This is a genomic window from Agrobacterium albertimagni AOL15 (assembly GCF_000300855.1).
GTDB classification, from domain to species: Bacteria; Pseudomonadota; Alphaproteobacteria; order Rhizobiales; family Rhizobiaceae; genus Allorhizobium; species Allorhizobium albertimagni.
Window position 1 is genome coordinate 105,858 of the sequence record NZ_ALJF01000008.1, and the last position, 25,149, is coordinate 131,006.

The following is a 25,149-nucleotide window of genomic DNA, read 5'->3' on the forward strand; positions in this document are numbered from 1 at the left end:
CTCATGTTCCGCGTTTGTTGCGGATTTTTGCACCGATTGGTCGGTCTTGCCCTGTGGATAACTGTGGACAACTGAGATAGCCGGCTCAGCGTGTCGCGCTGAACCGGGCCTGGGGCAGAACATAAGGGATCGCAGCACTCGGCAGCCGTCCGACGCTGCCGGCAATGCCATAGACATGGGCAATCGTTTCGTCGTCGATCGTTTCCTTGGGATGACCTTCCCGGATCAGTTTGCCGTGGTGGAGGACGGCCAGGTGATCGGCGAATTCGGCGGCAAGGTTGAGGTCGTGCAGGATGGCCAGGACGACACCGCCGCGTCGGGCAAAGTCACGGGCGAGCTCAAGAACCGAGATCTGATGACCGATGTCGAGGCTTGCCGTCGGCTCGTCGAGGAAGATGGCGCGCGGACGACCGTCAAGGACCGGATCAGGCATCTGCGCCAGCACGCGGGCCAGCTGCACGCGCTGTTGCTCGCCACCTGATAGCGCGTTGTAGCTGCGCCCCTCAAAGCCACTCAGCCCCACACGGGCGAGCGCCTGGCGGCCCGCAAGATTCGCGTCGCGGCTGCCATGCGCAACGGCGCCCATGCGCACCACCTCAAGCGCCGTGAAGGGGAAGGAGAGTGCTGTGGATTGCGGCAGCACTGCCCGCTCTCGGGCGAGTTCTACGGGGCTCAGCGAGGCGATCCGCCGGTCCTGGTAAAGGATGTCGCCATGGTCGGGGCGCATCTCGCCGGAGAGGGTCTTCAACAGCGTGGACTTGCCAGCCCCATTGGGGCCGATGATCACGGTGACCTTACCCGCTTGCAGATGGAGGCTTACCTTGTCGACGAGAACGCGTCCGCTGCGGCGGATCGTGATGTCGTGTGCGCGGATCATTACAAGCCCTCCATGGCCTGGCGGCCCTGTTTGCCGAGTAGAAGCATCAGGAAGACGGGCGCGCCGAGGATCGCGGTGATGATGCCGATCGGCAGTTCTGCCGGTGCGGCGATGGTGCGGGCGACCGTGTCGGCAAGAAGCAGCAAGGCCGCTCCGCCAAGCGCCGAGGCCGGCAGCAGGAAGCGATGGGACGGGCCGATCGCGAGACGCAGCAGATGCGGCACGACGATGCCGATGAAGCCGATCGAGCCTGCGGCGGCCACGGTTGCGCCGCAGGCGGCGGCCACAGCGAGGATCGTCATGCGCTTCAGCCGCTGCACGGGCACGCCCATGTGAAACGCGGCAGCATCCCCAAGAATCAGCGCGTCGAGGCCGCGTGCGACAAAGGGAATGATCGCCAGCACGAAGACAACGAAGGGGAGGATCGCCACGATCTTGGACGTCGTTGCGCCGCTCAGCGAGCCGAGTGACCAGAAGGTGATGTCGCGCAGCGCCCGGTCATCGGCGATGAAAATCATGAGGCCGGTGGCCGCACCCGTCATGGCGGCGATCGCGATCCCCGAGAGGATGAGGGCTGTCGTCGATGTCTGGCCGTTACGGGTGGCGATGACGTAGAGCAGGAAAGTGTTGCCGAGACCACCGAGGAAAGCCATCAGCGGCAGGAACTGTTCACCGAACACCACCTGCAACGGAAAGAGGAGGGTGGGACCGAGCACAATGGCGATCACGGCGGCGAGTGCCGCCCCGGAGGTGACCCCGACGATGCCAGGGTCGGCCAGCGGGTTGCGGAAGAGGCCCTGCATCATGGCGCCGGAGACACCCAGCGCTGCGCCGATCAGAAGACCCATGCCGGTGCGTGGAAGGCGCACGGCTTCCACGATGATTAGATTCTGCTGGTCCATGTCCGCATGATCGCCGGTCAGATAGGTGACCAGATGTGGCAGGCCGACGCCGGTCGGACCGATCACGATCGACACGAAGACAGCGACCGTCAGAAGAACAGTCAGCAGGGCAAGAACGACAAACCCGAGAGCGGAGCGATCTCCGTCACGCCTGCCGAGGGTCGACATCAGGGCGAGCGTGTTCACGGTTACTGCCCTTCCGGATAGAGCATGGCGTTCAGGTCACGGGCGGCGTCGGCAGCACGCGGTCCAAGACCGAGGAGATAGAGGCCGTCCATGGTGAGGAAGGCCTTGTTTGCGCCGGCCGGGGTTGCTGCAAGGGCAGGGAGCTCAAAGGCCTTTTCGGCCGTCAGATGCTGGGCGCCGCCGCTCATCACCAGGATAACGTCGGGGGCTGCGGCAATCACCGCTTCGTCGGTGAGCGGCTTGTATCCGGAGATGGTTGAGACCGCGTTTTCGCCACCGGCAAGCCGGATCATCGCATCGGCAGAGCTTTCGCTGCCGGCCGCCATGACGCGTCCATTGGCAAGGGAGAGGGCGAACAGCACCTTCTTCTTCGGCCCTGTTGCGGTCTTCACCTTGTCTTCGATGGCTTTCAGGCTTGCTTCAACCGATGTCGCCAGTGCCTCCGCCTTTTCGGCGCGGCCGATTGCTTGGCCGATAGCGCGGATCTTGTCGGGGATCGCCGATGTCTCGGGCGGCGAGGGGATGCTGACGAAGTCGAGGCCGCTTGCCTTGAGGATATTGATCGAGTCGACTGGGCCGGCGCCGGCTTCCGCGATGATCAGATCAGGTTTCTGGGAAAGGACGCCTTCGGCCGAGACCTGGCGGACATAGCCGATGTCAGGCTTTGCAGTTGCTTCTGGCGGATAGAGGCTCGTCGTGTCGACGGCAACCACCCTGTCACCCTCGCCGAGCGCGTAGATGACCTCCGTCACGGTGCCGCCGATCGCCACGATCCGCTCGGCATCCTTGGCAGCTGCCGTCTGTGACAGAACGAGCGGTAAGGAAAGGGCGAAAGCGAGGGTGGAGAGGAGCTTGCGGCGGGATGGGCGAATGGACAACATGAATGTGCTCGAACCTATGATCCGGGCGCCCGGAGGCCGGCACGATGCCGCTCTGGATCGCCGATGATGAGAGTGCTCATGTGCGGGAAGCTCCCGACATTTAACTTGACTGTGCTACACAAGTTTAAATAGGAAGGCAACAGATCGCGGTTGTTCCAGACGGTCGGATTTCGGGGTAAACTCGTCAGCCGAGCCCATGCCGACCGCGACGATCAGATCTTGTCTTGCAAAGAGGGAAACAGACCCATGTACATCGCCATGAACCGTTTTCGCGTCGTCCCGGGCTTCGAGGAAGCCTTCGAAAACCAGTGGAAGGCCCGCGAAGGCCGGCTCGCAGAAATGCCGGGTTACATCGAATTCCACATGCTGAAGGGCCCGAAGGCCGAAGACCATACGCTGTATGCCTCGCACACCGTCTGGGAGACCCATGCCCATTTCGTCGCCTGGACCAAGTCGGAACAGTTCCGCGCCGCCCATGCCCGCGCTGGCGAAAGCAAGGTACAGTATCTCTCCGGTCCGCATTTCGAGGGCTTCGACGTCATCATCCACGAAGACCGCTCGGGCAAGCGCTCGGCTTCCGAAGCCGCGTGAGGCTCTTATGGACACGTTGACGCAAAGCAACGGTGACAGACGCGAGCGGGCGCTGGCGGCACTTGCCGAAAAGCCTGACGGTGTGATCGAACAGATCGCTGCCAAGGCCGAGGTGACGCCTGCCGAGGTGCTCGCCATCCTGCCGGAAGGGGCCGCCGTAGTGGTGCCTTCCGACCAGTGGGAGCCGATCTGGAAGGATCTCACCTTGTGGGGCGAGATCCTGATGATCGTCCATACTGACGACATCGTGCTCGAAGTCGAGGGCAGTCTGCCCGAAGGCAGTGAGGGGCATGGCTGGTTCAACATCCATGGCGACAGCCCGATCGGCGGTCACATCCGCAAGGAACGCTGCGTCTCGATCGCTTTCGTCGATCGCGGTTTCCATGGTCGCCGCTCCTGCTCTGTGTGGTTCATGAATGCCGACGGAAAGGCCATGTTCAAGGTCTTCGTCCGTCGCGACAAGGAGCGCAATCTTCTGGAAGAGCAGGTTGCCCGCTTCGAAGCTTTGCGGCAGACCGTCGCCTGACGGATATAGTCGACCCGCCGGACCGTCAGGGACGGCGGGTTCTTCCATTAAGCCCTTCTTTCTTTTGCCTTTAACTGGATCTATTGTCCTGCGGAATTCCATCACGCACTGGGCCTCGTTTTGATCCGTTTCCGTTCGCTTTCTTTCGCCGTCGCGCTCAGCCTGCTGGCGGCGGGTTCTTCTTTGGTGCTCACGCCACACACCGCTCTGGCACAGGACAGTGGTGCCGCGCCGGCGGTGACTGAGCCGGCGCCGGTTGAAGCGCCGGAGGCGCCACAGTCACAACCGGAGACGGCGGCCCCTGTCGCACCACCGGCCGCAGCCCCGGTCGCTGCGCCACCGCAACGCGACGAGCAGATCGTCGCTGCCGAACGGCGCGTCGAAGAAGCCCGCGCACGCCTGACCGGGCTGCGTGAGCAGGTGGAGAAAAACCTCCAGGAAGATGGCGTCCTTGCAGACCTAAAGGTCCAGTCCGACGCGCTGGTCCGCGAGGCGCTGGCGATCACCGTCGATTTGCGTCCGCGGATCGATGCCATTCAGGGACGGTTGACGGAACTGGGCGCGCCGCCCGCCGAGGGGCAGCCGGGCGAAAGTGCGAGCGTCGCGGATGAACGGTCGCGCCTCAACGCCGCGCGGGCGGAAGTCAATGCGCTCACCGGCCAGGCCGAGGATCTGTCGATCGAGGCGAAGACGCTATCCGACCGTATCTCCGACACGCGCCGGGCGCTGTTCACCAGCCGCCTGCTTGAGCATACCGACATCAATGGCAGCGTGCTCCAGGATGCACTCCAGTCCTTCTCCGCCGATGTGGCGCGGGTTCAGCGAAGCATCACGAGCTGGCTGAGCTTCGTTTTCAAGTTCAAGGCCTTGCCGCTGGCCATTGCTGTATTTTTGTCGATGGCCCTGGCGTCGCTGATCCTGTTTGTCGAGTACCGCCTGTTCGGACGGATCAATCGGCGCGATCCGACCATCGAGGCACCCTCCTATCTCAGCCGATTCTCGGTCGCCTTCTTCTCGACGATCCTCCCGTCGCTGGCGCTCAGCTTCTTTCTGGCTTCCACCTATTTCCTGCTCGACACGTTCAATGTGCTGAGAACCGACATCGCTCCGATCGTCGCGTCGGTCTTTGCATTGATCGGTCTCGTCTTCTTCGTCATGGCGATTTCAAGAGCGGTGCTTGCGCCCGCGGCGCCCCATTGGCGGCTGGTCAAGCTGTCGAACAAGGGCGCGCGCGACCTCAGCATCGCGATCTTCCTGATGGCGCTGGTCAACGGTCTCGACTACGTCGTGTCGGTGATGAACGAGACCTACAGCTCGCCGGTCGTGCTGACTGTGATGCGCAGCTTTGCCTCCTCCGTCGTCATCGGCCTGTTGCTGTTCTTCGTATCCTTCCTGCGGCCGGTGCTCGCCGAAACGGGCGATCCTTCGGTGCGGGGCCGTCCCTGGCCGCGGGCGGTGTCGATCACGCTTCGGATTGTCGGTGCCGTGCTGATCCTTGCGGCTGCCATCGGCTATGTCGGGCTTGCGCGCTTCCTCGCGACCCAGATCGTGCTCACGGGCGCGGTCCTAGCAACGATGTATATCGGCATCCTGACCGGCAAGGCTATCTCCGCGCCCAATCAGTTCGGCGAAACCAGGGTCGGTCGGTTCATCGGCCGCCGTTTCCGCCTCTCGGCCGTTGGACTCGACCAGAGCGGCATCGGCGCCGGTCTGGTCATCTACGCCTTTGCGCTCGTGACCGGCATTCCGCTCATCCTGATGTCCTGGGGGTTCCAGCCGCGAGATCTGCAGCTCTGGCTCTTCAACCTGTTCACCGAGATCAATGTCGGCACGATCCGCATCTCGATCTTCGGCATTCTCGGCGGCGTCCTGCTGTTTGTTGGCGGCCTTGTCGTGACGCGCTGGTTCCAGAAGTGGCTGGACGGCAATGTCATGGCGCGCAGCCATATCGACGGCGGCGTGCGCAATTCGGTGAAGACCGGTGTCGGTTATCTCGGGACCGGCATTGCGGGCATCATCGGTATTTCGGCAGCCGGCATCGATCTCTCCAGTCTGGCGCTCGTGGCCGGTGCGCTCTCTCTCGGTATCGGCTTTGGCCTGCAGAACATCGTCTCCAACTTCGTCTCCGGCCTGATCCTGCTGGTCGAGCGACCTTTCAAGGTCGGCGACCACGTGATCACTGGCGTCAATGAAGGCATCGTCAAGCGTATCTCGGTTCGCGCGACCGAAATCGAGACCTTCCGGCGCCAGTCGATCATCGTGCCGAATTCCGAGCTTATCAATGCGCCGCTCGGTAACTGGACCCATCGCAACCGCATGCAGCGCTCCGAGGTCCCGGTAAGCGTGGCCTACGATGCCGATCCGCAGGAGGTGATCGATGTGCTCCTGGCCGTGGTCAACGAGCGGTCCGACGTCCTGCGCAATCCCGAGCCGCATGTGGAGTTCCTGCGCTTCGGCGCATCCTCGCTCGATTTCGAACTGCGTTTTCATCTCGCAGACATCGCTGACGGTCTGCGTGTGCGAAACGAGGTCCGTATCGAGATCCTCAGACGTTTCCGCGCCCGCGACATCGTCATGCCCTATCCGCATCAGGACGTCATGCTGCATATCCAGGAGCAGGACCGGCAAGCTCTTGTCCGGCGCAAAGCCCGGGCGGACGATAGGCCTGAGGTCTCAGAGGAATTGTCTCCGGCGCCGGATGATGACAAACTCCTGCCATGAACGCCCCATTCAGCCGCCATTCAGGCGAAATGGGGCACTAGAGGGGCAGGAGCGGTCGGAAGTGTACCGGGCGCGGTTGAGAGGACGGAGCTTTTCGCTCCGCTATCGGCATGAAGCAGTTCTATGCGCAGCTGGTTGTCTTGGTGGTTGGTAGCCTGATGGCGGGGCCAACACTGGCAGCCTCGGTGCTGAATACCGGCAGCTCGGCCGTGGTTATCGTCGTGGTCGAGGAAGGCACCCGAACCGAGATTTCGCTCGATGCCGGGGGCTCCGACACGATCTGCGCCTCCGGTTGTTTTCTGACCCTGCCCAACGGTGACCGAATCGGGCTCACCGGCGAAGAAACCGTCGAAATCAAAGATGGTGTCGCCACCATCAAGTGAGTGGTTCTGACCTCGCTCGCCAGGATACCTGGATATTCTTGAATGCTTAACTATGCGGGGTTGTTGATGCAGGCCAAGGGCCTGAGTTAACGCTTCCGCAAAGGGCCTTTGTTAGATGTCTTACAAATAAACAAGACAGTGAAGGCTGGTCATGGCAGTTCTCGGTATTTCTGGAATGCAGTATTCGGGAGAAACCTTTCCCGATGTTCGGATCGTTCTCGGAGAGGACTCGAATGTCTTCACCCAGATGATCAGTCAGCGCCTCAAGGAGCTGATGGGCGTCGACATCGAGATCTGCCGAACCTTCGAAGATCTGCAAATGGCCAACGAGCTGTCGGATGAACCGGTGAAGCTGGCGATTTCGAACATCAACCTGCCCGGTGCCGAAAACGGCGAAGCGCTCGAGTATCTAATCGACTGCAACATCCCGACCGTCGTCTTCACGGGCACGTTCCAGGATGAGATGCGCGAAAAGCTGCTCGCCAAGGACATTGTCGACTACATCCTCAAGGACAACGTCTTTGCCGTCGAAATGTTGGCGGAGTCGGTCTATCGCTTCCTGACCAACCACCGTCACCACGTTCTGATCGTCGACGACAGCCCGACCGCACGCGCCCTTCTGTCCAGCCGCCTGCGTCGCTACAATTTCCGTGTCAGCCTTGCCGAGAGTGGCGCCAAGGCCATCGAGATCCTGAAGGCCAATCCGGATATCGGCCTCGTGGTCACCGACTACAACATGCCCGATATCGACGGTTTCGAGCTGACGCGACGCATCCGATCGGTGCGCGGGTCGCATGAACTGCGAATCATCGGCGTCTCGTCGTCGACCAACCGCCTGTTGTCGGCCCGCTTCCTGAAGGTCGGCGGAAACGACTTCATGCTGCGTCCGTTCATCGATGAAGAGTTCTACTGCCGCGTGAACCAGAACCTCGATACGCTTGTTCAGATTAAAGCGGCGCAAGCCCGCAAAAAATAGGTGCGACTTATAATTAAGGTCGCTAGTGTTCTGCCGAGGGAGGAGGTCGCTTGTTGAGCGACCTCGGGAATGCGGCGGATATTTTATGTATTTTTCTGATCAGATTGACACCAAGCAGACTGTAGTTGGTTCAAAACGTGCGGAGCAGGGCCGGGTCCTCATCATTGAGGATTCCCGCGCAGTCTCGTCCGTCATGCGCCACCGATTGGAAAACGACTTTTTCTGCCAGGTTACTCAGTGTGCCTCGGCGGATGTCTTCCGAGAGGTGATGCGCGGCCCCGACACGTTCGACGTGGCGGTTGTCGATCTCAACCTGCCTGGTGCATCGGACGGCGAGATCCTCGATGCCGTGATTGCGCAGGGGATCCCGGCGGTCGTGTTCACCGCCGACTTCAATCGTGACCTGCGCGAACGTCTGCTGCAAAAGGGCGTGGCCGACTACCACGTCAAGAACAATGAAGGCGCGATCGATCTCGTCGTCTCGTCCGTCCTGCGTCTTCTCGGCAATCGACAGGTCGGCGTGCTCGTCGTCGACGACCTGCCTTCGGCCCGGGCGATGCTGGCCGACCTCTTGCGTGTGCAAAAATTCCAGGTCTACGAGGCGTCGACGGGATATCAGGCCATGGATATCCTGGTGCGTCAGCCGCATATCGAGCTCGTGATCACCGACTACAACATGCCCGACATGGACGGCTACGAACTGACACGCCGGATCCGTCGCGACCACAACAGCGACCGTCTCCGGATCATCGGTATATCCTCGTCGGCCGACCGGCTGCTTTCGGCAAGCTTCCTAAAGGCAGGCGCGAACGACTTCGTCTACCGTCCCTATGTCATCGAGGAGTTGCAGTGCCGCATCCAGCACAATATCGAGACGCTTGCGCAGCTCCGGCAGCTCCGCGTGGCCGCGTTTAGCGATTATCTCACGGGCTTGCCCAATCGCCGCTACTTCTTCGACGAGGGGCCGGCGCAAGTGGCGGGACGTCTGGAGCGCGGCGAGCCATGCTGCATCGCCATGCTCGACATCGATCACTTCAAGAAGCTCAACGATACCTATGGCCATGAAATCGGCGACCGGGTTCTGCAGGCAGTGGGTGCCAAGCTCGCCCGCCGGCTCGACGGCAGCGGTCACCTTCTGGCGCGGCTCGGGGGCGAGGAGTTCAGCGTCTTGATGTTGGGTCTCGATGTCGAGAAGGGCTCAGCCCTCTGCGAGACATTGCGGCGCGAGATCGAGAGCCTGCGGGTGGCGCTCGACGATCACGATATCAGCGTCACCATCTCGATCGGGCTTGCGGAAATCGCCGGACGGGAGAGTTTCAGCAATTATCTCGCCGCGGCCGACCAGTTGCTTTATCTCGCAAAGAGCTACGGCCGAAACCGAGTTTATTCCGAGACCATGCTTTCCTGATCTGAATTCCATTGCGCTCTGGTCGTGCCGCTGGTGCGTGCCTATATGTGTCCGACCTTCCGCAGCCCGGAGTGTCAAATGGCTCCCATTATTTCCATCAATTCTCTCTCCAAGACCTATTCCAACGGTTTCAAAGCGCTCGATAGCGTCAGTTTCGATATCGAAGAAGGCGAGATCCTCGCGCTTCTCGGTCCCAATGGCGCCGGCAAGACGACGCTGATCTCGATCATATGCGGCATGACCAATCCCAGCGGCGGTCAGGTGACCGTATCGGGCCACGACGTGGTCAAGGACTTTCGCAAGACCCGGGCCGAAATCGGTCTGGTGCCGCAGGAATTGACGACCGACATGTTCGAGACCGTCTTCAATACCGTCAGTTTTTCCCGTGGTCTGCACGGCAAGAAGCCCGATCCCGCCTATATCGAGCAGGTCCTGAAGGATCTCAGCCTTTACGAGAAACGCGACAATGCGCTTCGTGAATTGTCTGGCGGCATGAAGCGGCGGGTGCTGATCGCCAAGGCATTGTCGCACCAGCCGCGCATCCTCTTCCTCGACGAGCCCACCGCCGGCGTCGACGTGGCGTTGCGCAAGGACATGTGGCAGCTCGTCGAACGCCTGCGCAAGACGGGTGTGACCATCATTCTTACCACCCACTACATCGAGGAGGCGCAGGGGATCGCGGATCGTGTCGGCGTCATCAACCGTGGCAAGCTGCTGCTGGTCGAGGAGAAAAACGCGCTGATGCGCAAGCTCGGGCGCAAGCAGATGACGATCACACTTACCGAACCCATCCAGGCGATACCGGCAGAGCTTGCCGGCTATTCGCTGGCACTTGGCGAAGACGGGCGTGAACTCGTCTATGACTATGAACTCGGAAGCGAAGACGGAGAGATCGCACGGCTGTTGTCAGCGATCGATGCCGCGGGCCTGAAATTCGGCGATGTCTCCACGCGCCAGACGTCTCTGGAAGACATCTTCGTCTCGCTGATCGGAGAGGCTGCATGAACATCGAAGCAATCAAGTCCATCTATGTTTACGAGATGGCCCGGATGCGCCGCACCCTGTTGCAAAGCGTGATCTCGCCCGTCCTATCGACCGCACTTTACTTCATCGTCTTCGGGGCAGCCGTGGGCTCGCGCATGGAAGAGATCGGCGGCGTCTCCTATGGCGCCTTCATCACGCCTGGCCTGATCATGCTGGCGCTCATCACCCAATGCGTCTCGAACGGTTCGGCGGGCATCTATTTCCCAAAGTTCACCGGCACAATCTACGAGATCCTGTCTGCGCCGGTGGCGATGACGGAAATCCTGATCGGTTATGTCGGCGCTGCCGCCACGAAGGGCATGATGATCGGCCTCATCATCCTGGCAACGGCGATGTTATTCGTCGATCTCGACATCGCCCATCCGCTGCTCATGCTGTTCTTCATGGTGCTCACATCAATCACCTTCAGCCTGGCCGGCTTCATCATCGGGATCCTGGCGAAGAATTTCGAGCAGCTGAGCCTCGTGCCGTCGCTGGTCGTGCCGCCGCTCACCTTCCTTGGCGGCACCTTCTATTCGATCGACATGCTGCCGCCCTTCTGGCAGGCAGTCAGCCATCTCAATCCGGTGCTCTATCTGGTGAGCGGCTTCCGCTGGAGCTTCTTCGAGGTGTCGGACGTGCATCCGCTGATCAGCCTCGGCATGATCGGCATCTTCCTCGCCGCCTGCCTCGGTTTCCTCGCCTACATCTTCAAGACGGGTTACAAGCTCCGGCCTTGAACGAGGTCATCAGTCGCGCAGTCTGAGTTCGTCCGTCTGCATCTGTAGGGAACTCAGCGTCGAGAGAAAACTCATGCCGAGAAGGCTCTGGTCGAGCAGGCCTTCTTCGAGCACGACCGCATCCACGCCTCTGCGCACGATGGGCCCGAGGCGCATTTCCGGAATCCGCAAGGGGGCGGCGGAGGCGCGGCCGTTGGCGGTGAGCACCGTGCGGGTGAAGCTGAGTTCACCGGGATCGATCCCCATTCGCATCGCGTCTTCGTAACGCAGTGCGACGGAACTCGCCCCGGTGTCGATCAGGACGGGCACGGAGACGGGTCCAATGTCGACGGTGGTCTCGAAATGTCCGCCCAGAGCCTTGTGCACGATGACCTCCGTGCCGCCATCCGCGGTGGTCACGGTGACGGCCCGTCCCGGCATCAAGCCCGCGAGAACGCGCTCGCCAACGCTGCGGAAATCGCCGCGATAGAGATAGCCGGTGACAAGCACGAGAGCGATCAGCACCCAGATCGCCATCTGGCGCAGGCTCTGGCCCAGATTACGCCGACCGACCAGAATGCCGGCCGAGATCATCAGGAGGATCGGCAGCGCCACGACAAGGCGGCCGAAGGCCTCGTTGTCCAGACCGAAGCTCTGGCCGCTATCGTGGTTCATCACGAGAATGACGAGGCCGATGGCGAGAATGGCGATGCCGATAACAAACCGCATCAGCCGCCCTCGCGCTCACGCACCAGACGGGTGCGGCGGGTCTCGCGGCGGGGCTTGCGCTCGACATTTTCGAGCCGCGCCGGCAGTTCGGCCATGATGGTGCGGCGCTCGACGCCGCTATAGCTTGTCCACAGGCCGATCTCTTCGCGTGTGCGGCCGCAGCCGAAGCAGAAGCCGGTCTTGTCATCGATCGAACAGACGAGAATGCAGGGAGATTCCATCGCGAGCCCTTTGGTTTCGCCCCTATATCGGTTGCTCAGAGAATGATGGCAAGGGTGACGAGGAAGGCGATCTCGCAGAGTTGTTCACTGGCGCCGATCGTGTCGCCGGTCTGCCCCTCGATGCGCTTGCGGCAATGCCGGGTGAAAGCCGCCACCGTGCCGGCTGCGATCAGGCCGGCCGCAAACCACGCGTGAAACGGAAGAGCAAGGAGGCCGATGCCGGCGGTCAATACGCCACCGAGAACGAAGGCCATGCGCGTCGCCTCCGGATCGGGGGCGCCGGCCGATCCGGCCACACCATCAGGCCTGGCCGAGGGCAGGGCAGACCAGTGCCAGACCATCAGGCTTCGGCTGAGGATCGCCGTTGCCAGCCAGGCGAGAGCCATGGCGAGCGGTGGAAGGGTTTCGATCAGGATGGCGAGTGCTGCGACACGAAGCGCGACCGACAGGATCAGCGCCAGCGCACCATAGGTGCCGATGCGGCTGTCCTTCATGATCGCCAGGACCTTTTCGCGGCTGCGGCCGCCGCCCAATCCGTCCGCCGTGTCCGACAGGCCGTCCTCGTGCAAGGCGCCGGTCAGCATGATCTGCAGCCCGACACCCAGGAGTGCCACAAGGACTGGCGCGGCGCCGGAGGCCGAGAGGACTGCCATCATCGAGGCGGCGGGCAGGGGAATGATCAGGCCAGCCAACGGGAATCCAGCGACCGTCCGGCTGAGGCTTCCGTCATGGCCTGCAAAGAAGCGATCCGGGACCGGCAGACGGCTCAGGAAGGAAATGGCACGCGCCGTTTCCGTGATGAGGTTCTCGACGACCTGCATGGTTCCTTTCCGTTTTGTCCTCGACCGGCTGCGTCGCTTTTTTGAGTTGAGCAGCGCGGGTCCGGTCTCTATGAGAGAGGCCACAAAGCCTGATTTGCTGGAAGAATACAAGGAAGCCTGACCCATGAGCGTTACCGGCCTGCCATTCGACGATTTCCGCACGCTCTTGCGTGACCTGCCGGGACCCAGCACTGCGGCGCTCGTGGCTGCGCGCGAACGCGACAAGCAGCTCACCAAGCCGCCGGGTGCGCTTGGACGGCTCGAAGAGATTGCCATGTGGCTTGCCGCATGGAGCGGTCGCGCGCCTGCGGTTAACCGTCCGCTGGTCGCGATCTTTGCCGGCAATCATGGTGTCACCAAGCATGGCATCACCCCGTTCCCGCAGTCAGTCACCCAGCAGATGGTCGAGAATTTTGCAGCCGGCGGCGCTGCCATCAACCAGATCTGCGTGACGCATGATCTCGGCCTGAAGATCTTCGACCTGGCGCTCGACTATCCGACGGGCGATATTACCTGCGAAGCGGCACTGTCGGAGCGCGATTGCGCCGCGACCATGGCCTTCGGCATGGAAGCAATTGCCGGCGGAACCGATCTGCTTTGCATCGGTGAAATGGGGATTGGCAACACGACGATCGCAGCCGCGATCAACCTCGCTCTCTATGGCGGCGAGGCGGAGGACTGGGTCGGTCCGGGCACTGGCTCGGAAGGCGACGTGCTGGCGCGCAAGGTGGCCGCCGTCAAACAGGCGGTCGAGTTCCACCGGGAGCATCTGTCCGATCCGCTCGAAGTGCTGCGTCGTCTCGGCGGTCGCGAAATCGCGGCGATGGCCGGCGCGATCCTGGCCGCCCGCATGGAAAAGATTCCGGTCCTGATCGACGGCTATGTGGCAACGGCTGCAGCCGCAATCCTGAAAGCCGCCAACCCTTCCGCGCTCGATCACTGCCTGATCGGTCACGTCTCCGGCGAGCCGGGGCATCTGCGCGCGATCGAGCGACTCGGCAAGACGCCGCTTCTGGCGCTTGGCATGCGTCTTGGGGAGGGCACCGGTGCGGCACTTGCGGCCGGTATCGTCAAGGCTGCCGCGGCCTGCCATTCCGGCATGGCAACCTTCGAACAGGCTGGGGTATCCAACAAGTCGCATGAGTGATCGCACATCAAAGCCCGGCGATGCGGAGCCGCTCGCCTCGACCGTCATACGGAAGAAGACCGGTGTCGCGCATCTGTTTGCCGCCGCTCAGTATTCGGCTCAGGGATTTCGGCGTCTGATCCAGGAATCGGCTTTTCGGCATGAACTCCTGGGATTTGTCGGCGGCCTGGTCGTGTTCGGACTGGTCGGTGCCAGCCTCTTCGAATTTCTCGGCTTCGTCGTTTTGATGATGCTGATGTTTTCGGTGGAGGCGCTCAATACGGCGATCGAGGAACTGGTCGACCGCATCTCGCCGGAGATCTCGACGGTTGGCCGCAATGCAAAGGATCTCGGGTCCTTTGCCGTCTTCTGCCTGATCGTGGCCAATGGTGCATTTGCTGCTTACGTCGTGATCAGCCGGCTGTTTCTCGCCTGATCAGGCGAATTGCCGGCGGCGGGGCTCGACGGCCTTCACTTCCGAGACGGCCGGCAGGCTTTCGAGCACGCGGCTCGATGGCAGGATCGCAATGACTTCCGTGCCTTCCCGGAGCTTCGACTTCAGCTTGAATTCGCCGCCGTGCTTGGCGAGGATCGCCTGGACGATCGGAAGGCCAAGTCCCGTGCCCTGTTCGGCACTCTTGATCGCGATGGAGCCCTGACCGAAGGCGGAGAGGACGACGGGGATTTCGTTTTCCGGAATGCCCGGGCCATTGTCCTTGATCGAGATGTATTGTCCGCCGCCGGCAGTCCAGCCGGCCTTGACCATGATCTCGCCGCCCTGGGGCGTGAATTTCACCGCATTGGACAAGAGGTTCAGGATCACCTGGCGCAGAGCCTTTTCGTCAGCCCAGAGTGACGGCAGTGCCTTTTCGAACTGTTGGTCGATGCGGATGTTCTTCGACTTGGCGCGCAGCTGGATCATGCCGATGCAGTCTTCGGCGACCTCCAGGAGAGACACGCTTTCCTCGCTCAGTTCATACTTGCCGGCTTCAATGCGCGACAGGTCGAGGATCTCGTTGATCAGTTCGAGCAGATGGCTTCCCGAGCGGTGAATATCGCCAGCATATTCCTTGTAGAGCGGGTTGTTCAGCGGCCCGAGCACTTCCGTTGCCATGACTTCGGAGAAGCCGAGGATAGCGTTGAGTGGTGTGCGCAGTTCGTGGGACATCGAGGCGAGGAAGCGCGACTTGGCCATATTGGCTTCTTCGGCGCGACGTCTCGCTTCATCGGACAGGGACTTGGCGACTTCCAGTTCGGCGATCAGGTCGTCCTTTTCCGTCTGGAAGGACAGAAGCTTGAGATTGGCCTGATGCAGTCGGTTGGTGATGTAGATGAAGAAGATCAGCGCAGTGGTGAAGACCGCCGTCAGGCCGATGTCGAGGATGTTCCGGCCGGTGATCGACACGACAGTCAGCGCCACCACGGTAGGAAGGAACCCGAAGAGCACTGCCTGACGCAACAGCATGCTTGCCATGGCCGTGATGGAGAGGGCAACGAGGAGCACTGCGCCCTTGTAGAAGGTGAAGGCGGTGGGATTGCAGGTCGCGCAGTCCTGGAGCACGAAGATCGCCCAGGACAGCCCCATAGCCGCCTGCGCGGCCAGCAGGATGCGACGCCATTTGATCTGGTTCTCAGGCGTGATTTCGGTCTTCGATGCGCGCTTGACGATCAGGATGCCGATCGCATGCATGGTGAGCGCGAAGAGGCCCCAGATGAGGAAATGCGGCTGCGTGGTGAAATAGGCGCCGGAGGCTGCGATCAGCAAGATCGTGATCGGGATGACGGCCGCGCCCTGCAGGCAGGCGCCGACATGCATGGCGAGGATCTCTGCATCGAAGGCGGGGGAAGTGCCCGGACCCGTCTGGAGACGTTCACGAGTGGTGCGGACGGCGCGATTCGTTGCCCTGTTGCGATTGTGTCGCGTCAGGTGGAGAACGTTTTTGTCCGCCGATGTATCTACGCCGTTACTCATTGCGTTGCAGTCTTCCGCGCCTTGGTGAACCCTAGCGGCGAAATCTTAAGAAGATCCTGTCTTGGAAGGTTTTGTTTGCCATGTGTAAAAAGGTTCTGTTGTTGAAGTGGGTGGAAATGTGACGAGACACGTTCGGCGCCTGCGCGACCTGGTTCTAGGGCTTGCCATCCTGGCGCTCGCATTGCTTGTTATCGCCAAGCTCGAGAACGCACAGGCGCTGCGTTTTTCCGGCTCGTTCTCGGTGATCGATGGCGACACGCTCAGCGCAGACGGCGAACGGCTGCGCATCGAAGGGATCGACGCACCCGAACTTTCTCAGGTTTGCAAGGCGGCAGACGGGTCACCCTATGCCTGCGGCGAGGAGGCGCGCCTCGCCCTGATTGCGCTCGTATCCGGGCGTGGCTTCGAATGCAGCGGTACACGCCGTGATCGTTACGGCCGGTTGCTCGTGGTCTGCAAGCGGGGCCTCGACGATCTCGGCGATCTGCTGGTGCGGACCGGGGCTGTCGTTGCCGATGGACGTTACCTTGCGAGTGAGACAGAGGCTCGGCGGGCGGGCGAGGGGATCTGGCGGGGGGATTTCGAGCGCCCGGCCGACTGGCGGCGGCAACGACAGATCGAGGAAGCGGAACTCACGGGTTGGGTCGAGGCGTTACTGCCGCGATGGCTGACACATTGGTTTTGAGGACGAAAGAGAGCATGGCCGCTGACATTCCTTCGCCGCCGAGCATGGCCCGCGATGACTTGCCACCGACGATCGACGGCTTGTCGAGCGCAATCGCGCGCTGTCGCATCTGTCGTGATTGTCCGGCCGGTGGGCCCGAGCGGCGGATGCCACACGAGCCTCGACCGGTCGCCTGGCTTTCGGCGACGGCACGGGTGCTGATTGCCGGGCAGGCGCCGGGGCTTCGGGTGCATGATACGGGTATTCCGTTCAACGATGCCTCAGGCGACCGCCTCCGAAACTGGCTGGGCGTTGATCGCGACACCTTCTACGACCGCAGCAAACTGGCGATCGCACCGATGGGCTTCTGTTTTCCAGGTTATGACGAGAACGGACACGACCTACCGCCGCGCCGGGAATGTGCGCCGCATTGGCGGCAGACGGTGATGGATGCCATGCCGCAGGTGGAGCTCGTTCTGGCAATCGGGCAATATGCGCAGGCCTGGCATCTGGGACGCTTGCGCCGCAAGACCATGACCGAGACGGTCACCCACTGGCGAGACTTCCTTCTCGCCAATCGTAACGGCCCGCGCGTCTTGCCGCTTCCCCATCCGAGCTGGCGCAATACCGGCTGGCTGAAACGTCACCCCTGGTTCGAGGCCGATGTCGTGCCTGTGCTGCGACGAGAGGTTTCCTTGTTGATAGCTTGAAATGATTTTCCATAATTTTTATGAAATCGGCTATATCAAGAAAAATCAGTTTTTACAGGGTTTGCCATGGACCGCCTCGATCGCAAAATTCTCCGTATTCTTCAGGAAGATTCGACGCTGGCCGTTGCCGATCTCGCCAAAAAGGTCGGTCTGTCCACGACGCCTTGTTGGCGGCGCATCCAGAAGATGGAAGAGGACGGTGTCATCCGTCGGCGCGTGGCCCTGCTCGATCCGGCCAAGGTCAACACCAAGGTGACCGTGTTCGTCTCGATCCGCACGTCAAGTCATTCGATCGAATGGCTGAAGCGGTTCTCCGAGGTCGTGTCCGAGTTTCCGGAAGTGGTCGAGTTCTACCGCATGAGCGGCGATGTCGATTACCTGCTGCGCGTCGTCGTGCCTGACATCGCGGCCTATGATGCCTTCTACAAGCGGATGATCGCCAAGATCGAGATCCGCGATGTGTCTTCCGCCTTTGCCATGGAGCAGATCAAGTACACGACCGAGCTGCCTCTCGACTACATGATGATCGACAATCATAAGGCCGGCGAAGAATAGACCGCGCTGGCGATTACTTGAGCTTCGCAATCCGCTTGGGATCGCGCAGTTCCCGCAAGGCGTCATTGCCGACCCAGCGGGCTGTGGTGTCGCTCATTCCCGCCAGTTTTTCAGCCAGAAGGACCGCGCTCGTGTGGCAGGCGCGGCTGCGCTTGCCCGTGTTGCGCAGGGCCCAGTTCACGGCCTTCTTGACGAAGTTGCGGGGATCGGTCGCGTGTCGCTCAATCAGCGGCAACCATTCCAGGAAAGTCGCGTCCGGCTCATTCTTGTTGTGAACGGTCGCGCCTGCGATCATGGCAAAGGCGGTTCTGCGGATGAACTCGCGGTCATCTGCGGCGAAGTCTTCAACCAGTTTGCGCCAGCCGGGCGTCTCGGTGAGCAGGTCGGCCGCCGTGTCGACGATTTCCCAGGAATTGAATTCCTCGGCGAGCCGCCAGATGTCGTCCGATGACAGCATCCTCGGGACGAAAGTCCAGATCGCCAACAGGCGCGCCTCACGTATGCCGGATGCCCAGAGCTCTTCGGCACGCGCCTGGTTCGGGCCGATCACCTTGGCGATCTGCCGCAGGGCAGGATTGCCGATGCCAAGAGCATTGTCGGTGACAATCCCGTAGCGAGCCATGCCGGCGATGTTCTCCTCCGACCGCATCGAGCGCAGAGATGCGATGATCTCGGCTGCGGTGGAGGAGGGGCCGATCATTTTGTTTCCAGCCGCGCCAGCAGGGACGAGGTGTCCCAGCGATTGCCGCCGAGTTTCTGCACCTCGCCGTAGAACTGATCGACGAGCGCCGTGACCGGCAGGTTTGCGCCGTTGCGGCGCGCTTCCGAGAGGACGATGTCCAGATCCTTGCGCATCCAGTCGACGGCAAAGCCGAAATCGTATTTGCCCTGGTTCATGGTCTTGTGACGGTTCTCCATCTGCCAGGAGCCGGCAGCCCCCTTGGAGATGACCTCGATCACCTTTTCGATGTCGAGCCCGGCCTTCTTGCCGAAATGCACGCCCTCGGCCAGGCCCTGTACGAGGCCTGCAATGCAGATCTGGTTGACCATCTTGGTCAGTTGGCCGGCGCCGGCTGGGCCCATCAGGCCAACCATGCGGGCAAAGGAGTCGATCACGGGTTTTGCGCGGTCGAAGGTGTCCGGTTCGCCACCGCACATCACGGTGAGTACACCGTTCTCAGCACCGGCCTGGCCGCCGGAGACCGGGGCGTCGATGAAGCCGCAGCCTTTGGCAGCTGTGGCCTCGGCGAGTTCACGTGCGACCTCGGCGGAGGCGGTGGTGTTGTCGATCAGGATCGCGCCCGGCTTCATGGCGGCAATCACGCCGTTTTCGCCTGTGGTGACCGAACGCAGGTCGTCGTCATTGCCAACGCAGGTGAAGACGAAATCTGCGCCCTCTGCGGCCTCAGCCGGGGTCAAGCCATGACTACCGCCGAACTTTGCCACCCAGGCCTCTGCCTTGGCTGTCGTGCGGTTATAGACCTTCACCTCGTGGCCACCCTTGACCTTCAGGTGACCTGCCATGGGAAAACCCATCACGCCCAAACCGATGAATGCGACTTTTGCCATCTCGTCTCTCCTGCCTTGCGGTATGAGACATGCATAGTCGATGGCAGGGAAGGGTGAAAGGGCTGGGATCCCTCAATCCGTCGGGTCCTGCGCATCGGCTTTGGCGCCAATCTTGTGGTCCGGCGTCAATTCGAGGCTCAATTGTCCAAGGCGGCCTGAAATCTCGTTCCACAGGCGTCGGAGGCGGCGAACATGGAGGTCATCGCCGATCCAGTCCATCAGGTGCTCAACAGCCCGGGACGACATCGCCTTGGTCTCGCTGATGGTGGTGAGCGCCCAGATGCTGAAGTCCTTCGCGTCGACTTCCATGATCTGCCCATCTGCGCCGGGGATAAGAAATTTCGCCGTACTCTTCTCAAGGATAAGTTTCATCGGGCCGGTCGGTGCAAACAGGACGGCTGCGTAGATTCGATCGAAGGCATCGATCGCCAGTTTGTCGGCCTCGCTGTCGTCCTTGCGATTTTGCTTCAAGGCACGTTCGAGGTCGAAGATCGTGCGCACGTTGAATTGTCGCAGCAAAAGGAAGCGGTCGAGGCCGACGACGCAGCAGAGCTGTGCCTGGGCGATCCAGTCGACGGTCTGGTAGATCCCGTATGGCGTCTCGATATGCAGCATGATCGGATTGTAAGTGGCGAGCGACTGAACGTCTGAGATACCGCATTCTTCAAGGCGGAAGCGGGTGAAGAAGTCTATGCCATCGATGGCATCCAGAGGGACGACCCGGGTCATGTCGATGAACCGATTGTCCGACTGCTTGATCCAGTTGATCTGGGTGCCGATCTTGACCAGGATGAACTGCAGGACACTGCCCGGCAGCAGACCAAAGGCGAGGCCCAGAAGGATCCAGAGCGCTGGCAGGTCCCCGATCGGTGTGGTCCGGTCGATGCTCACGGCTGCCTGGAGAGCGCTCAAGTCGGGAATGGCGCGGTAGAGCGTGGCCGATGCCAGCACCGAAATCACGATCATCGCCGCCTGCCTTATCATCGTATAGCCGTTCAGGTCGAAGACGGCGAGCGCCTGGACGAGATAGCGCAAGGACGAGAGGTAGGCGCCAATGAATGTGATGGCGGCGACCGTCAGGACGTTTTCGGCAAGTTGCCTGACGTCAACTGCGGCGGTTTGATCCGAGAACTTCATGCCGCCTACCGTCAGCAGGTTGAAGGTCGTGCCATCAAGACAGGTTGCCGCCGTCTCGAAACAACCGAAACCCGAGAAGGCGAGGATGAAGCCAGTCGTGACGACGAGAAGATAGGGAATTGCAGCGGTCAGCAACCGCAGGTCGCCCCGGTTCAGAAAGACGCGGGTCCTAGAGATCGTATCATTGATCTCGCTGATGATGTCCTCCGCCGATCGGAGGTTGCCGCTCGAAGCTCTCACTTCCCGTTCGTCATCGCTGCTAACATCGGCGGCATATTTGCTGCGGACGAATTCGAAAGACGGGCTGGTGCCTTCCTCTCCCAAGTCGATGACAGGGAAGGTTTTCACATAATCGCGAATGAGACGGAGCCGTCGGAGCCTGATCTCGTATCGTCCAAAGATCAAGGCGAAGACGGTGATCAGGGATATGGCGAAGGCGACGACCACCGTCCATGTCAATGAGGGATCGGTGATCGCTTGTGCGGCAATTTCAGTTTGCATGGCTTCCCCCCCTTTTTCCGAGGGAAGCCTAAACTCTTGATGGTAGCTGACTACCAATTAGGCGCGATCTATGGTTGAAAATTCAATCCAAGATTGTCTATTTTGTCTTTTTCGCCACCACGAGATGACCTGGGGAGGGCTCACCGTCCTGCATGCGCACGTTGATGTCGGTGATCTCGACCACTTCGAAGCCAGTCGCGGCCAGCCGTTCACGCACATAGGCCTCCGCATGCACGAAGCGCTGATGCGGGCCGACCATGAAGGGACGGCCGGCCATGACGTCTTCCGGCCGCGTTTCGGAAGAGAAGACAAAGATGCCGCCGTCGGTCATGTTCTCGGCAGCACCAAAGAAGAGCGGTTCCAGCGCGCCGAGATAGGGCAGCACGTCGGTTGCCGTGACGAGGTCGAAGGGTTCGTCGTCATTGTCTTCGAGGAAGTCCTCGAGTTCCGCCACATAGAGCGTCTCGTAAAGGTCCTTCTCATGGGCGATCTCGACCATCTTTTCGGAAATGTCGATGCCCGTCATGTCGTCCACGACATCGCGCAGCGCGCCGCCTGTGAGGCCGGTGCCGCAGCCAAGGTCGAGCAGACGCTTGAACGGGCCGAGACCGAGCGTTTGCAGACGCTGGCGGACCATCATCGGCACGGTGTAGCCGAGCTGTTCGACGAGAATGTCCTCGAAGGCATCGGCGTGCTGGTCGAAGAGCGTCTCGACATAGGCGTCGGGCGCTTTCGGCGGGGCCTCGCCACGGCCAAGTGCGGCAATCCGCACCGATGCGCCGCCGTGGTCGTCGGGGTCGATCGCCAGCACTTCCTCATAGGCCTTCACGGCTGCGTCGATATCGCCGGACTTTTCGAGGGCGAGTGCGCGGTTATAGGCTTCCGCCAGGGCTTCTTCGTCGATCTTGGCCATGTGAGGCTCCTGTTCTCTCGGCCGCTCATCGGGCCTTTGCCGGTCGTCTAGCGGGTCGGGCCGGGCTTGGCAATGAAAAGGGAACCGAGCGGCGGCTCTTGGTGTTCTCCCGGCAGGGAGCCACCAATGGAACAAATGACACAAGACGAAGCCGGGATCCTGCCGTTGGAGAGCGCAACGCCCGCGCGCCTCGCGCCCGCCTTGCCGGCCAGTTCGGCTGAAAAAGCCAATATGATCATCCACTATTATCGCGGTGAGATCGGTCGGATGACGAGCTGGCGCGACCGGATAGATCGGACCACGAACTGGTCGATGACGGTGGTGGCCGGCCTGCTTTCCGTGTCACTGTCGACGCCATCGTCGCATCATGGTGTCGTGCTGTTCGCCATGCTGCTCGTCTCGGTCTTTCTTCTGATCGAGGCAAGGCGTTATCGCTTCTTTGACGTCTACCGGGCGAGGGTACGGCAGCTCGAGCGGCACTATTTCTCCCAGGCGCTGTGCCCTCAGGCGGAGCTGAAGGCCGATTGGGCCGAGGCCATCGCGGCCAGCCTTCGACGGCCGGTCTTCCTTATGGCGTACCGCGAAGCGCTTTTTCGCCGCATTCGTCGCAACTACATTTGGATGTATCTGATCCTGCTCCTTGCCTGGGCGCTCAAGATATCAAGCCCGAAGCTGCAACAGAACGAGGCGCCCGCCGAGTTCGTCAGCAGTCTGTCCCAAATCGTTCAGAACGCCCATTTAGGACCGCTGTATGGCGGGGTCGTGCTGGCGCTGGTCGGCGCCTTCTATGCCGCGTTACTCTTCACCATCCTCTATCGGAAGCCGAAAGATGGGGAAATTGCCCATGGCGAGGTGCATGTCTGAGCTCAGTGCAGGATGAACTCGCCTTTCAACGAGCGCCATTCGCTGGCCGCGATCATCTTCTTGTGCACATAGGTCACAGAGTGGAGCGGCCCCTCGATCTTGTCCTGCCAGAAGCGCAGGAAGCCACGCATCTCCGGAAAGTCGGGAGCCAGATCGTAATGCTGCCATATATAGGTCTGCAGCAGGGAAGGGTGATCGGGCAGGCGATAGAGGATCTGGGCGGTTGTCAGCCCGTAACCCTTCAGCATCAGTTCCATTTCGCTGTTCATGTGCCAGCGTTCCCCGTGTTCTCGTGGAAGACGGATCGACGCGGGCGGTGTCATCGCTTCCGCGACCGACCGGGGCCGCGACCGACGCGGGCCCTGACATGATGGAAACACCTGATGGTGAAGGAAGTGCTAATGAAGGTGGGCGGTGACCCAAGAGAGGGCCGCCGTCCCCAGGGTCAGCGTTTTAGGTGACGGGTCAGGCGAGCCTCGATCGCACCCCATGTGTGACGCAGGGCCTCGACAATGGCGAGATAGAAGATCGCCGCCCAGAGATAGGTCTGATAGTCGAAGGTGCGCGAGAATGCGTAGCGCGTCTGGCCCATGAGATCGAGAACGGTGACGACCGCGACGACGGCCGAGCCCTTGATCATGAAGATGATCTCGTTGCCATAGGGGCGAAGGGCGACGATCAGGGCCTGCGGCAGAATGATCTTCCAGAAGGTGACCGAGGTGGGCAGTCCAAGCGACTTGGCGCCTTCCGTCTGGCCGCGCGGGACGCTCTCGATTGCACCGCGCAGGATTTCGGCCTGATAGGCGGCCGTGTTCAGCGTCATGGCAAACAGCGCGCAATACCAGGCCTCGCGGAAGAACCACCAGAGGCCGATCGCCTCGATCTGCGGGCGGAAGGAGCCGAGGCCATAATAGATGAGGAAGATCTGCAGCAGCATCGGCGTGCTGCGGAAGACGTAAACATAGGCATAGGCGATCGTGTTCAGGATCGGGTTGCGTGCCATGCGCGCGAATGTGACGGGGACGGAGAGGAGGGCGCCGAGCGTGATCGACCCGAAGGTCAGGATCAAGGTCGTGGCGAGACCGTCCAGATACCGCCAGCCATAGCGCTCGATCTTTGCCGGGTCCCAGCTCGATGCGAGGTACCAGACCAGGGCAAGCCCGAGAACAGCCCAGAGAGTGAGGATGGCGTAGCCGGCGACGCGCGCCAGGTTGATGCGGCTTGCCTTTGTCGGCGGCGCGGGGCGGGCGGGGATCATGTCCAGCGCGTGGCTCATCGGCTTGCCTCCGCGCGGTTCGCCCAGCGTGCGATGGCGTTGAGGCCAATCGAGGAGACGGTGGCAAGCACGAGATAGAGAAGGCAGGCGATCCCGTAGAACATGAAGGCCTCCTTGGTGACGCGTGCCGCAACACCCGTTTGCCGCACGATGTCGGCAAGGCCGATGACCGAGACGAGAGCCGTATCCTTGAGGAGCACCAGCCAGAGATTGCTGAGGCCCGGAAGCGCGATGCGGATCAACTGGGGCACGATGATCAGCCACATGGTCTTGCGCTTCGACAGACCGACCGCACTGCCGGCCTCGTACTGGCCGCGCGGGATGGCTTGGAACGCCGAGAGCAGAACTTCCGAGGCATAGGACGAGAAGACGACGGAGAGCGCGATCATGCCCGCGACGAAGGCGTTGATCTCGACGCGCTGGTCGATGCCGAGCGAGGACAAGACGGACTGGACGAGAATCTGGAAGCCGAAATAGACGATGAACAGGGTCAGCAGTTCCGGCAGCCCGCGAAAGATGGTCGTGTAGACGCCGGTCGCAGCCCGCAGGCTCCATTCACCCGATTGGCGCGCCAGCGCAATCAGGAAGCCGAGGGCAAGACCGACGGGCAGGGTGGCAAGTGCTAGCGAGATCGTCACCTTGACGCCGAAAGCGATCTCGTCGCCCCAGCCGGTGTCGCCGCAGCCGACGAGCGTGTCCGCTGCAAACAGCCGGAAGAGCCCGATCGGTCCACAGAGCGGATCGAACGCGTAGTTGATCCAGTCCCAGATCGAGCCGAGCGCGGAAGACAATCCGCCCATGCCATTCCCCCTTGGCGGTTTTTTCCGCCTTTTTCGATGTCGTTGCAGTTCAAATGCAAAATGGCGGAAGTGTTCGACTTCCGCCACCTGGTTCTATT

General features: G+C 61.4%; 28 protein-coding genes. 14 read left to right on the top strand and 14 right to left on the bottom strand.

Features of this window, described 5'->3' with window-relative positions; all coding sequences use genetic code 11:
- Nucleotides 1–85: 85 nt before the first annotated feature.
- From QWE_RS10150 to QWE_RS10160, 3 genes are read right to left on the bottom strand one after another with little or no spacing between them, the layout of a single operon-like run.
- The gene (locus QWE_RS10150) at nucleotides 86–877 is read right to left on the bottom strand and encodes a heme ABC transporter ATP-binding protein (RefSeq protein WP_006726023.1); all 792 of its coding nucleotides are present in this window, start codon (nucleotides 875–877) and stop codon (nucleotides 86–88) included.
- Complete coding sequence (locus QWE_RS10155; RefSeq protein WP_100220882.1) at nucleotides 877–1,947, bottom strand: FecCD family ABC transporter permease; 1,071 nt, start codon at nucleotides 1,945–1,947, stop codon at nucleotides 877–879. The genes QWE_RS10150 and QWE_RS10155 overlap by 1 nt, the downstream gene beginning before the upstream one ends.
- Before the next feature lie 20 nt (nucleotides 1,948–1,967).
- Nucleotides 1,968–2,846 (bottom strand): heme/hemin ABC transporter substrate-binding protein, encoded by an 879-nt coding sequence (locus QWE_RS10160; RefSeq protein ID WP_006726025.1) that lies wholly within the window; start codon nucleotides 2,844–2,846, stop codon nucleotides 1,968–1,970.
- 246 nt (nucleotides 2,847–3,092) lie between these two features.
- Here QWE_RS10160 and hmuQ point away from each other — a divergent pair, with 246 nt between their 5' ends.
- From hmuQ to QWE_RS10200, 8 genes are all read left to right on the top strand, one after another.
- Nucleotides 3,093–3,437 carry a heme-degrading protein HmuQ gene (gene hmuQ / locus QWE_RS10165; protein WP_006726026.1) on the top strand — a complete coding sequence of 115 codons (345 nt, stop codon included), beginning with the start codon at nucleotides 3,093–3,095 and terminating at the stop codon, nucleotides 3,435–3,437.
- Between the two features lie 7 nt (nucleotides 3,438–3,444).
- Complete coding sequence (gene hutX, locus QWE_RS10170; protein WP_006726027.1) at nucleotides 3,445–3,963, top strand: heme utilization cystosolic carrier protein HutX; 519 nt, start codon at nucleotides 3,445–3,447, stop codon at nucleotides 3,961–3,963.
- A 120-nt stretch (nucleotides 3,964–4,083) separates the two neighbouring features.
- Nucleotides 4,084–6,684, top strand: a complete 2,601-nt coding sequence (locus QWE_RS10175; RefSeq protein WP_006726028.1) for a mechanosensitive ion channel family protein — start codon at nucleotides 4,084–4,086, stop codon at nucleotides 6,682–6,684.
- Nucleotides 6,685–6,794: 110 nt separating this feature from the next.
- Nucleotides 6,795–7,067, top strand: coding sequence for a hypothetical protein (locus QWE_RS10180; protein ID WP_006726029.1), 273 nt, complete (start codon nucleotides 6,795–6,797; stop codon nucleotides 7,065–7,067).
- A 151-nt stretch (nucleotides 7,068–7,218) separates the two neighbouring features.
- Nucleotides 7,219–8,043, top strand: a complete 825-nt coding sequence (locus QWE_RS10185) for a response regulator (RefSeq protein ID WP_006726030.1) — start codon at nucleotides 7,219–7,221, stop codon at nucleotides 8,041–8,043.
- An 85-nt stretch (nucleotides 8,044–8,128) separates the two neighbouring features.
- Nucleotides 8,129–9,451, top strand: a complete 1,323-nt coding sequence (locus QWE_RS10190) for a response regulator (RefSeq protein ID WP_006726031.1) — start codon at nucleotides 8,129–8,131, stop codon at nucleotides 9,449–9,451.
- Nucleotides 9,452–9,529: 78 nt separating this feature from the next.
- Nucleotides 9,530–10,456: an ABC transporter ATP-binding protein gene (locus QWE_RS10195; RefSeq protein WP_006726032.1), complete on the top strand. Its 927-nt coding sequence runs from the start codon at nucleotides 9,530–9,532 to the stop codon at nucleotides 10,454–10,456.
- Nucleotides 10,453–11,214, top strand: a complete 762-nt coding sequence (locus tag QWE_RS10200; RefSeq protein ID WP_006726033.1) for an ABC transporter permease — start codon at nucleotides 10,453–10,455, stop codon at nucleotides 11,212–11,214. The genes QWE_RS10195 and QWE_RS10200 overlap by 4 nt, the downstream gene beginning before the upstream one ends.
- 9 nt (nucleotides 11,215–11,223) lie before the next feature.
- Here the strand turns inward: QWE_RS10200 and QWE_RS10205 are convergent, their stop codons facing one another.
- The 3 genes from QWE_RS10205 to QWE_RS10215 are packed head-to-tail and all read right to left on the bottom strand — an operon-like array spanning nucleotide 11,224 to nucleotide 12,964.
- On the bottom strand, nucleotides 11,224–11,925 hold the full coding sequence (locus QWE_RS10205; RefSeq protein WP_040299936.1) for a TIGR02281 family clan AA aspartic protease: 702 nt from the start codon (nucleotides 11,923–11,925) through the stop codon (nucleotides 11,224–11,226).
- Complete coding sequence (locus QWE_RS10210; RefSeq protein WP_006726035.1) at nucleotides 11,922–12,143, bottom strand: DUF1289 domain-containing protein; 222 nt, start codon at nucleotides 12,141–12,143, stop codon at nucleotides 11,922–11,924. Before QWE_RS10210 ends, QWE_RS10205 begins: the two co-directional genes overlap by 4 nt.
- 35 nt (nucleotides 12,144–12,178) lie before the next feature.
- A complete protein-coding gene (locus QWE_RS10215) occupies nucleotides 12,179–12,964 on the bottom strand; it encodes an adenosylcobinamide-GDP ribazoletransferase (RefSeq protein WP_006726036.1) in 786 nt (261 codons plus the stop codon).
- A 124-nt stretch (nucleotides 12,965–13,088) separates the two neighbouring features.
- Between QWE_RS10215 and cobT the strand changes: the two genes are divergently transcribed.
- Both cobT and QWE_RS10225 read left to right on the top strand, forming a co-directional pair.
- Entirely contained in the window at nucleotides 13,089–14,111 is a 1,023-nt protein-coding gene (cobT, locus tag QWE_RS10220; RefSeq protein ID WP_006726037.1) for a nicotinate-nucleotide--dimethylbenzimidazole phosphoribosyltransferase, read from the top strand.
- Nucleotides 14,104–14,526 carry a diacylglycerol kinase gene (locus tag QWE_RS10225; RefSeq protein WP_006726038.1) on the top strand — a complete coding sequence of 141 codons (423 nt, stop codon included), beginning with the start codon at nucleotides 14,104–14,106 and terminating at the stop codon, nucleotides 14,524–14,526. The genes cobT and QWE_RS10225 overlap by 8 nt, the downstream gene beginning before the upstream one ends.
- Here the strand turns inward: QWE_RS10225 and QWE_RS10230 are convergent, their stop codons facing one another.
- Nucleotides 14,527–16,062: a sensor histidine kinase gene (locus QWE_RS10230; RefSeq protein WP_006726039.1), complete on the bottom strand. Its 1,536-nt coding sequence runs from the start codon at nucleotides 16,060–16,062 to the stop codon at nucleotides 14,527–14,529. It abuts the gene before it with no gap.
- A gap of 118 nt (nucleotides 16,063–16,180) precedes the next feature.
- On the opposite strand from QWE_RS10230, the gene QWE_RS10235 reads away from it, so the two are divergent.
- The 3 genes from QWE_RS10235 to QWE_RS10245 all read left to right on the top strand — a co-directional run bounded on the left by QWE_RS10235 (nucleotide 16,181) and on the right by QWE_RS10245 (nucleotide 17,991).
- Complete coding sequence (locus tag QWE_RS10235) at nucleotides 16,181–16,747, top strand: thermonuclease family protein (RefSeq protein ID WP_006726040.1); 567 nt, start codon at nucleotides 16,181–16,183, stop codon at nucleotides 16,745–16,747.
- A gap of 44 nt (nucleotides 16,748–16,791) precedes the next feature.
- The gene (locus tag QWE_RS10240) at nucleotides 16,792–17,436 is read left to right on the top strand and encodes a uracil-DNA glycosylase family protein (protein ID WP_040299982.1); all 645 of its coding nucleotides are present in this window, start codon (nucleotides 16,792–16,794) and stop codon (nucleotides 17,434–17,436) included.
- Between the two features lie 66 nt (nucleotides 17,437–17,502).
- On the top strand, nucleotides 17,503–17,991 hold the full coding sequence (locus QWE_RS10245) for an Lrp/AsnC family transcriptional regulator (RefSeq protein ID WP_006726042.1): 489 nt from the start codon (nucleotides 17,503–17,505) through the stop codon (nucleotides 17,989–17,991).
- Nucleotides 17,992–18,004: 13 nt separating this feature from the next.
- Here QWE_RS10245 and QWE_RS10250 read toward each other — a convergent pair whose 3' ends face one another.
- From QWE_RS10250 to QWE_RS10265, 4 genes are all read right to left on the bottom strand, one after another.
- Nucleotides 18,005–18,691 carry a DNA alkylation repair protein gene (locus tag QWE_RS10250; protein ID WP_006726043.1) on the bottom strand — a complete coding sequence of 229 codons (687 nt, stop codon included), beginning with the start codon at nucleotides 18,689–18,691 and terminating at the stop codon, nucleotides 18,005–18,007.
- Complete coding sequence (locus QWE_RS10255; protein ID WP_006726044.1) at nucleotides 18,688–19,560, bottom strand: NAD(P)-dependent oxidoreductase; 873 nt, start codon at nucleotides 19,558–19,560, stop codon at nucleotides 18,688–18,690. The genes QWE_RS10250 and QWE_RS10255 overlap by 4 nt, the downstream gene beginning before the upstream one ends.
- A 72-nt stretch (nucleotides 19,561–19,632) precedes the next feature.
- Complete coding sequence (locus tag QWE_RS10260; protein ID WP_006726045.1) at nucleotides 19,633–21,198, bottom strand: hypothetical protein; 1,566 nt, start codon at nucleotides 21,196–21,198, stop codon at nucleotides 19,633–19,635.
- Nucleotides 21,199–21,295: 97 nt separating this feature from the next.
- The gene (locus tag QWE_RS10265) at nucleotides 21,296–22,111 is read right to left on the bottom strand and encodes a class I SAM-dependent methyltransferase (RefSeq protein ID WP_006726046.1); all 816 of its coding nucleotides are present in this window, start codon (nucleotides 22,109–22,111) and stop codon (nucleotides 21,296–21,298) included.
- Nucleotides 22,112–22,246: 135 nt separating this feature from the next.
- Here QWE_RS10265 and QWE_RS10270 point away from each other — a divergent pair, with 135 nt between their 5' ends.
- Nucleotides 22,247–22,975, top strand: coding sequence for a DUF2270 domain-containing protein (locus QWE_RS10270; protein WP_052018147.1), 729 nt, complete (start codon nucleotides 22,247–22,249; stop codon nucleotides 22,973–22,975).
- A gap of 2 nt (nucleotides 22,976–22,977) precedes the next feature.
- Here QWE_RS10270 and QWE_RS10275 read toward each other — a convergent pair whose 3' ends face one another.
- From QWE_RS10275 to QWE_RS10285, 3 genes are all read right to left on the bottom strand, one after another.
- Nucleotides 22,978–23,244, bottom strand: coding sequence for an usg protein (locus tag QWE_RS10275; RefSeq protein WP_006726048.1), 267 nt, complete (start codon nucleotides 23,242–23,244; stop codon nucleotides 22,978–22,980).
- A 176-nt stretch (nucleotides 23,245–23,420) separates the two neighbouring features.
- On the bottom strand, nucleotides 23,421–24,251 hold the full coding sequence (locus tag QWE_RS10280) for an ABC transporter permease (protein WP_006726049.1): 831 nt from the start codon (nucleotides 24,249–24,251) through the stop codon (nucleotides 23,421–23,423).
- Nucleotides 24,248–25,051: an ABC transporter permease gene (locus QWE_RS10285; RefSeq protein WP_006726050.1), complete on the bottom strand. Its 804-nt coding sequence runs from the start codon at nucleotides 25,049–25,051 to the stop codon at nucleotides 24,248–24,250. Before QWE_RS10285 ends, QWE_RS10280 begins: the two co-directional genes overlap by 4 nt.
- Nucleotides 25,052–25,149: the final 98 nt, after the last annotated feature.

Bases quoted from the DNA above. Each gene is read 5' to 3' on its own strand.
- QWE_RS10150 (WP_006726023.1), bottom strand. From the start codon at position 877: ATGATCCGCGCACACGACATCACGATCCGCCGCAGCGGACGCGTTCTC.
- QWE_RS10155 (WP_100220882.1), bottom strand. From the start codon at position 1,947: ATGTCGACCCTCGGCAGGCGTGACGGAGATCGCTCCGCTCTCGGGTTT.
- QWE_RS10160 (WP_006726025.1), bottom strand. From the start codon at position 2,846: ATGTTGTCCATTCGCCCATCCCGCCGCAAGCTCCTCTCCACCCTCGCT.
- hmuQ (WP_006726026.1), top strand. From the start codon at position 3,093: ATGTACATCGCCATGAACCGTTTTCGCGTCGTCCCGGGCTTCGAGGAA.
- hutX (WP_006726027.1), top strand. From the start codon at position 3,445: ATGGACACGTTGACGCAAAGCAACGGTGACAGACGCGAGCGGGCGCTG.
- QWE_RS10180 (WP_006726029.1), top strand. From the start codon at position 6,795: ATGAAGCAGTTCTATGCGCAGCTGGTTGTCTTGGTGGTTGGTAGCCTG.
- QWE_RS10185 (WP_006726030.1), top strand. From the start codon at position 7,219: ATGGCAGTTCTCGGTATTTCTGGAATGCAGTATTCGGGAGAAACCTTT.
- QWE_RS10190 (WP_006726031.1), top strand. From the start codon at position 8,129: ATGTATTTTTCTGATCAGATTGACACCAAGCAGACTGTAGTTGGTTCA.
- QWE_RS10195 (WP_006726032.1), top strand. From the start codon at position 9,530: ATGGCTCCCATTATTTCCATCAATTCTCTCTCCAAGACCTATTCCAAC.
- QWE_RS10200 (WP_006726033.1), top strand. From the start codon at position 10,453: ATGAACATCGAAGCAATCAAGTCCATCTATGTTTACGAGATGGCCCGG.
- QWE_RS10210 (WP_006726035.1), bottom strand. From the start codon at position 12,143: ATGGAATCTCCCTGCATTCTCGTCTGTTCGATCGATGACAAGACCGGC.
- QWE_RS10215 (WP_006726036.1), bottom strand. From the start codon at position 12,964: ATGCAGGTCGTCGAGAACCTCATCACGGAAACGGCGCGTGCCATTTCC.
- cobT (WP_006726037.1), top strand. From the start codon at position 13,089: ATGAGCGTTACCGGCCTGCCATTCGACGATTTCCGCACGCTCTTGCGT.
- QWE_RS10225 (WP_006726038.1), top strand. From the start codon at position 14,104: ATGAGTGATCGCACATCAAAGCCCGGCGATGCGGAGCCGCTCGCCTCG.
- QWE_RS10230 (WP_006726039.1), bottom strand. From the start codon at position 16,062: ATGAGTAACGGCGTAGATACATCGGCGGACAAAAACGTTCTCCACCTG.
- QWE_RS10240 (WP_040299982.1), top strand. From the start codon at position 16,792: ATGGCCCGCGATGACTTGCCACCGACGATCGACGGCTTGTCGAGCGCA.
- QWE_RS10245 (WP_006726042.1), top strand. From the start codon at position 17,503: ATGGACCGCCTCGATCGCAAAATTCTCCGTATTCTTCAGGAAGATTCG.
- QWE_RS10250 (WP_006726043.1), bottom strand. From the start codon at position 18,691: ATGATCGGCCCCTCCTCCACCGCAGCCGAGATCATCGCATCTCTGCGC.
- QWE_RS10255 (WP_006726044.1), bottom strand. From the start codon at position 19,560: ATGGCAAAAGTCGCATTCATCGGTTTGGGCGTGATGGGTTTTCCCATG.
- QWE_RS10260 (WP_006726045.1), bottom strand. From the start codon at position 21,198: ATGCAAACTGAAATTGCCGCACAAGCGATCACCGATCCCTCATTGACA.
- QWE_RS10265 (WP_006726046.1), bottom strand. From the start codon at position 22,111: ATGGCCAAGATCGACGAAGAAGCCCTGGCGGAAGCCTATAACCGCGCA.
- QWE_RS10270 (WP_052018147.1), top strand. From the start codon at position 22,247: ATGACACAAGACGAAGCCGGGATCCTGCCGTTGGAGAGCGCAACGCCC.
- QWE_RS10275 (WP_006726048.1), bottom strand. From the start codon at position 23,244: ATGAACAGCGAAATGGAACTGATGCTGAAGGGTTACGGGCTGACAACC.
- QWE_RS10280 (WP_006726049.1), bottom strand. From the start codon at position 24,251: ATGAGCCACGCGCTGGACATGATCCCCGCCCGCCCCGCGCCGCCGACA.
- QWE_RS10285 (WP_006726050.1), bottom strand. From the start codon at position 25,051: ATGGGCGGATTGTCTTCCGCGCTCGGCTCGATCTGGGACTGGATCAAC.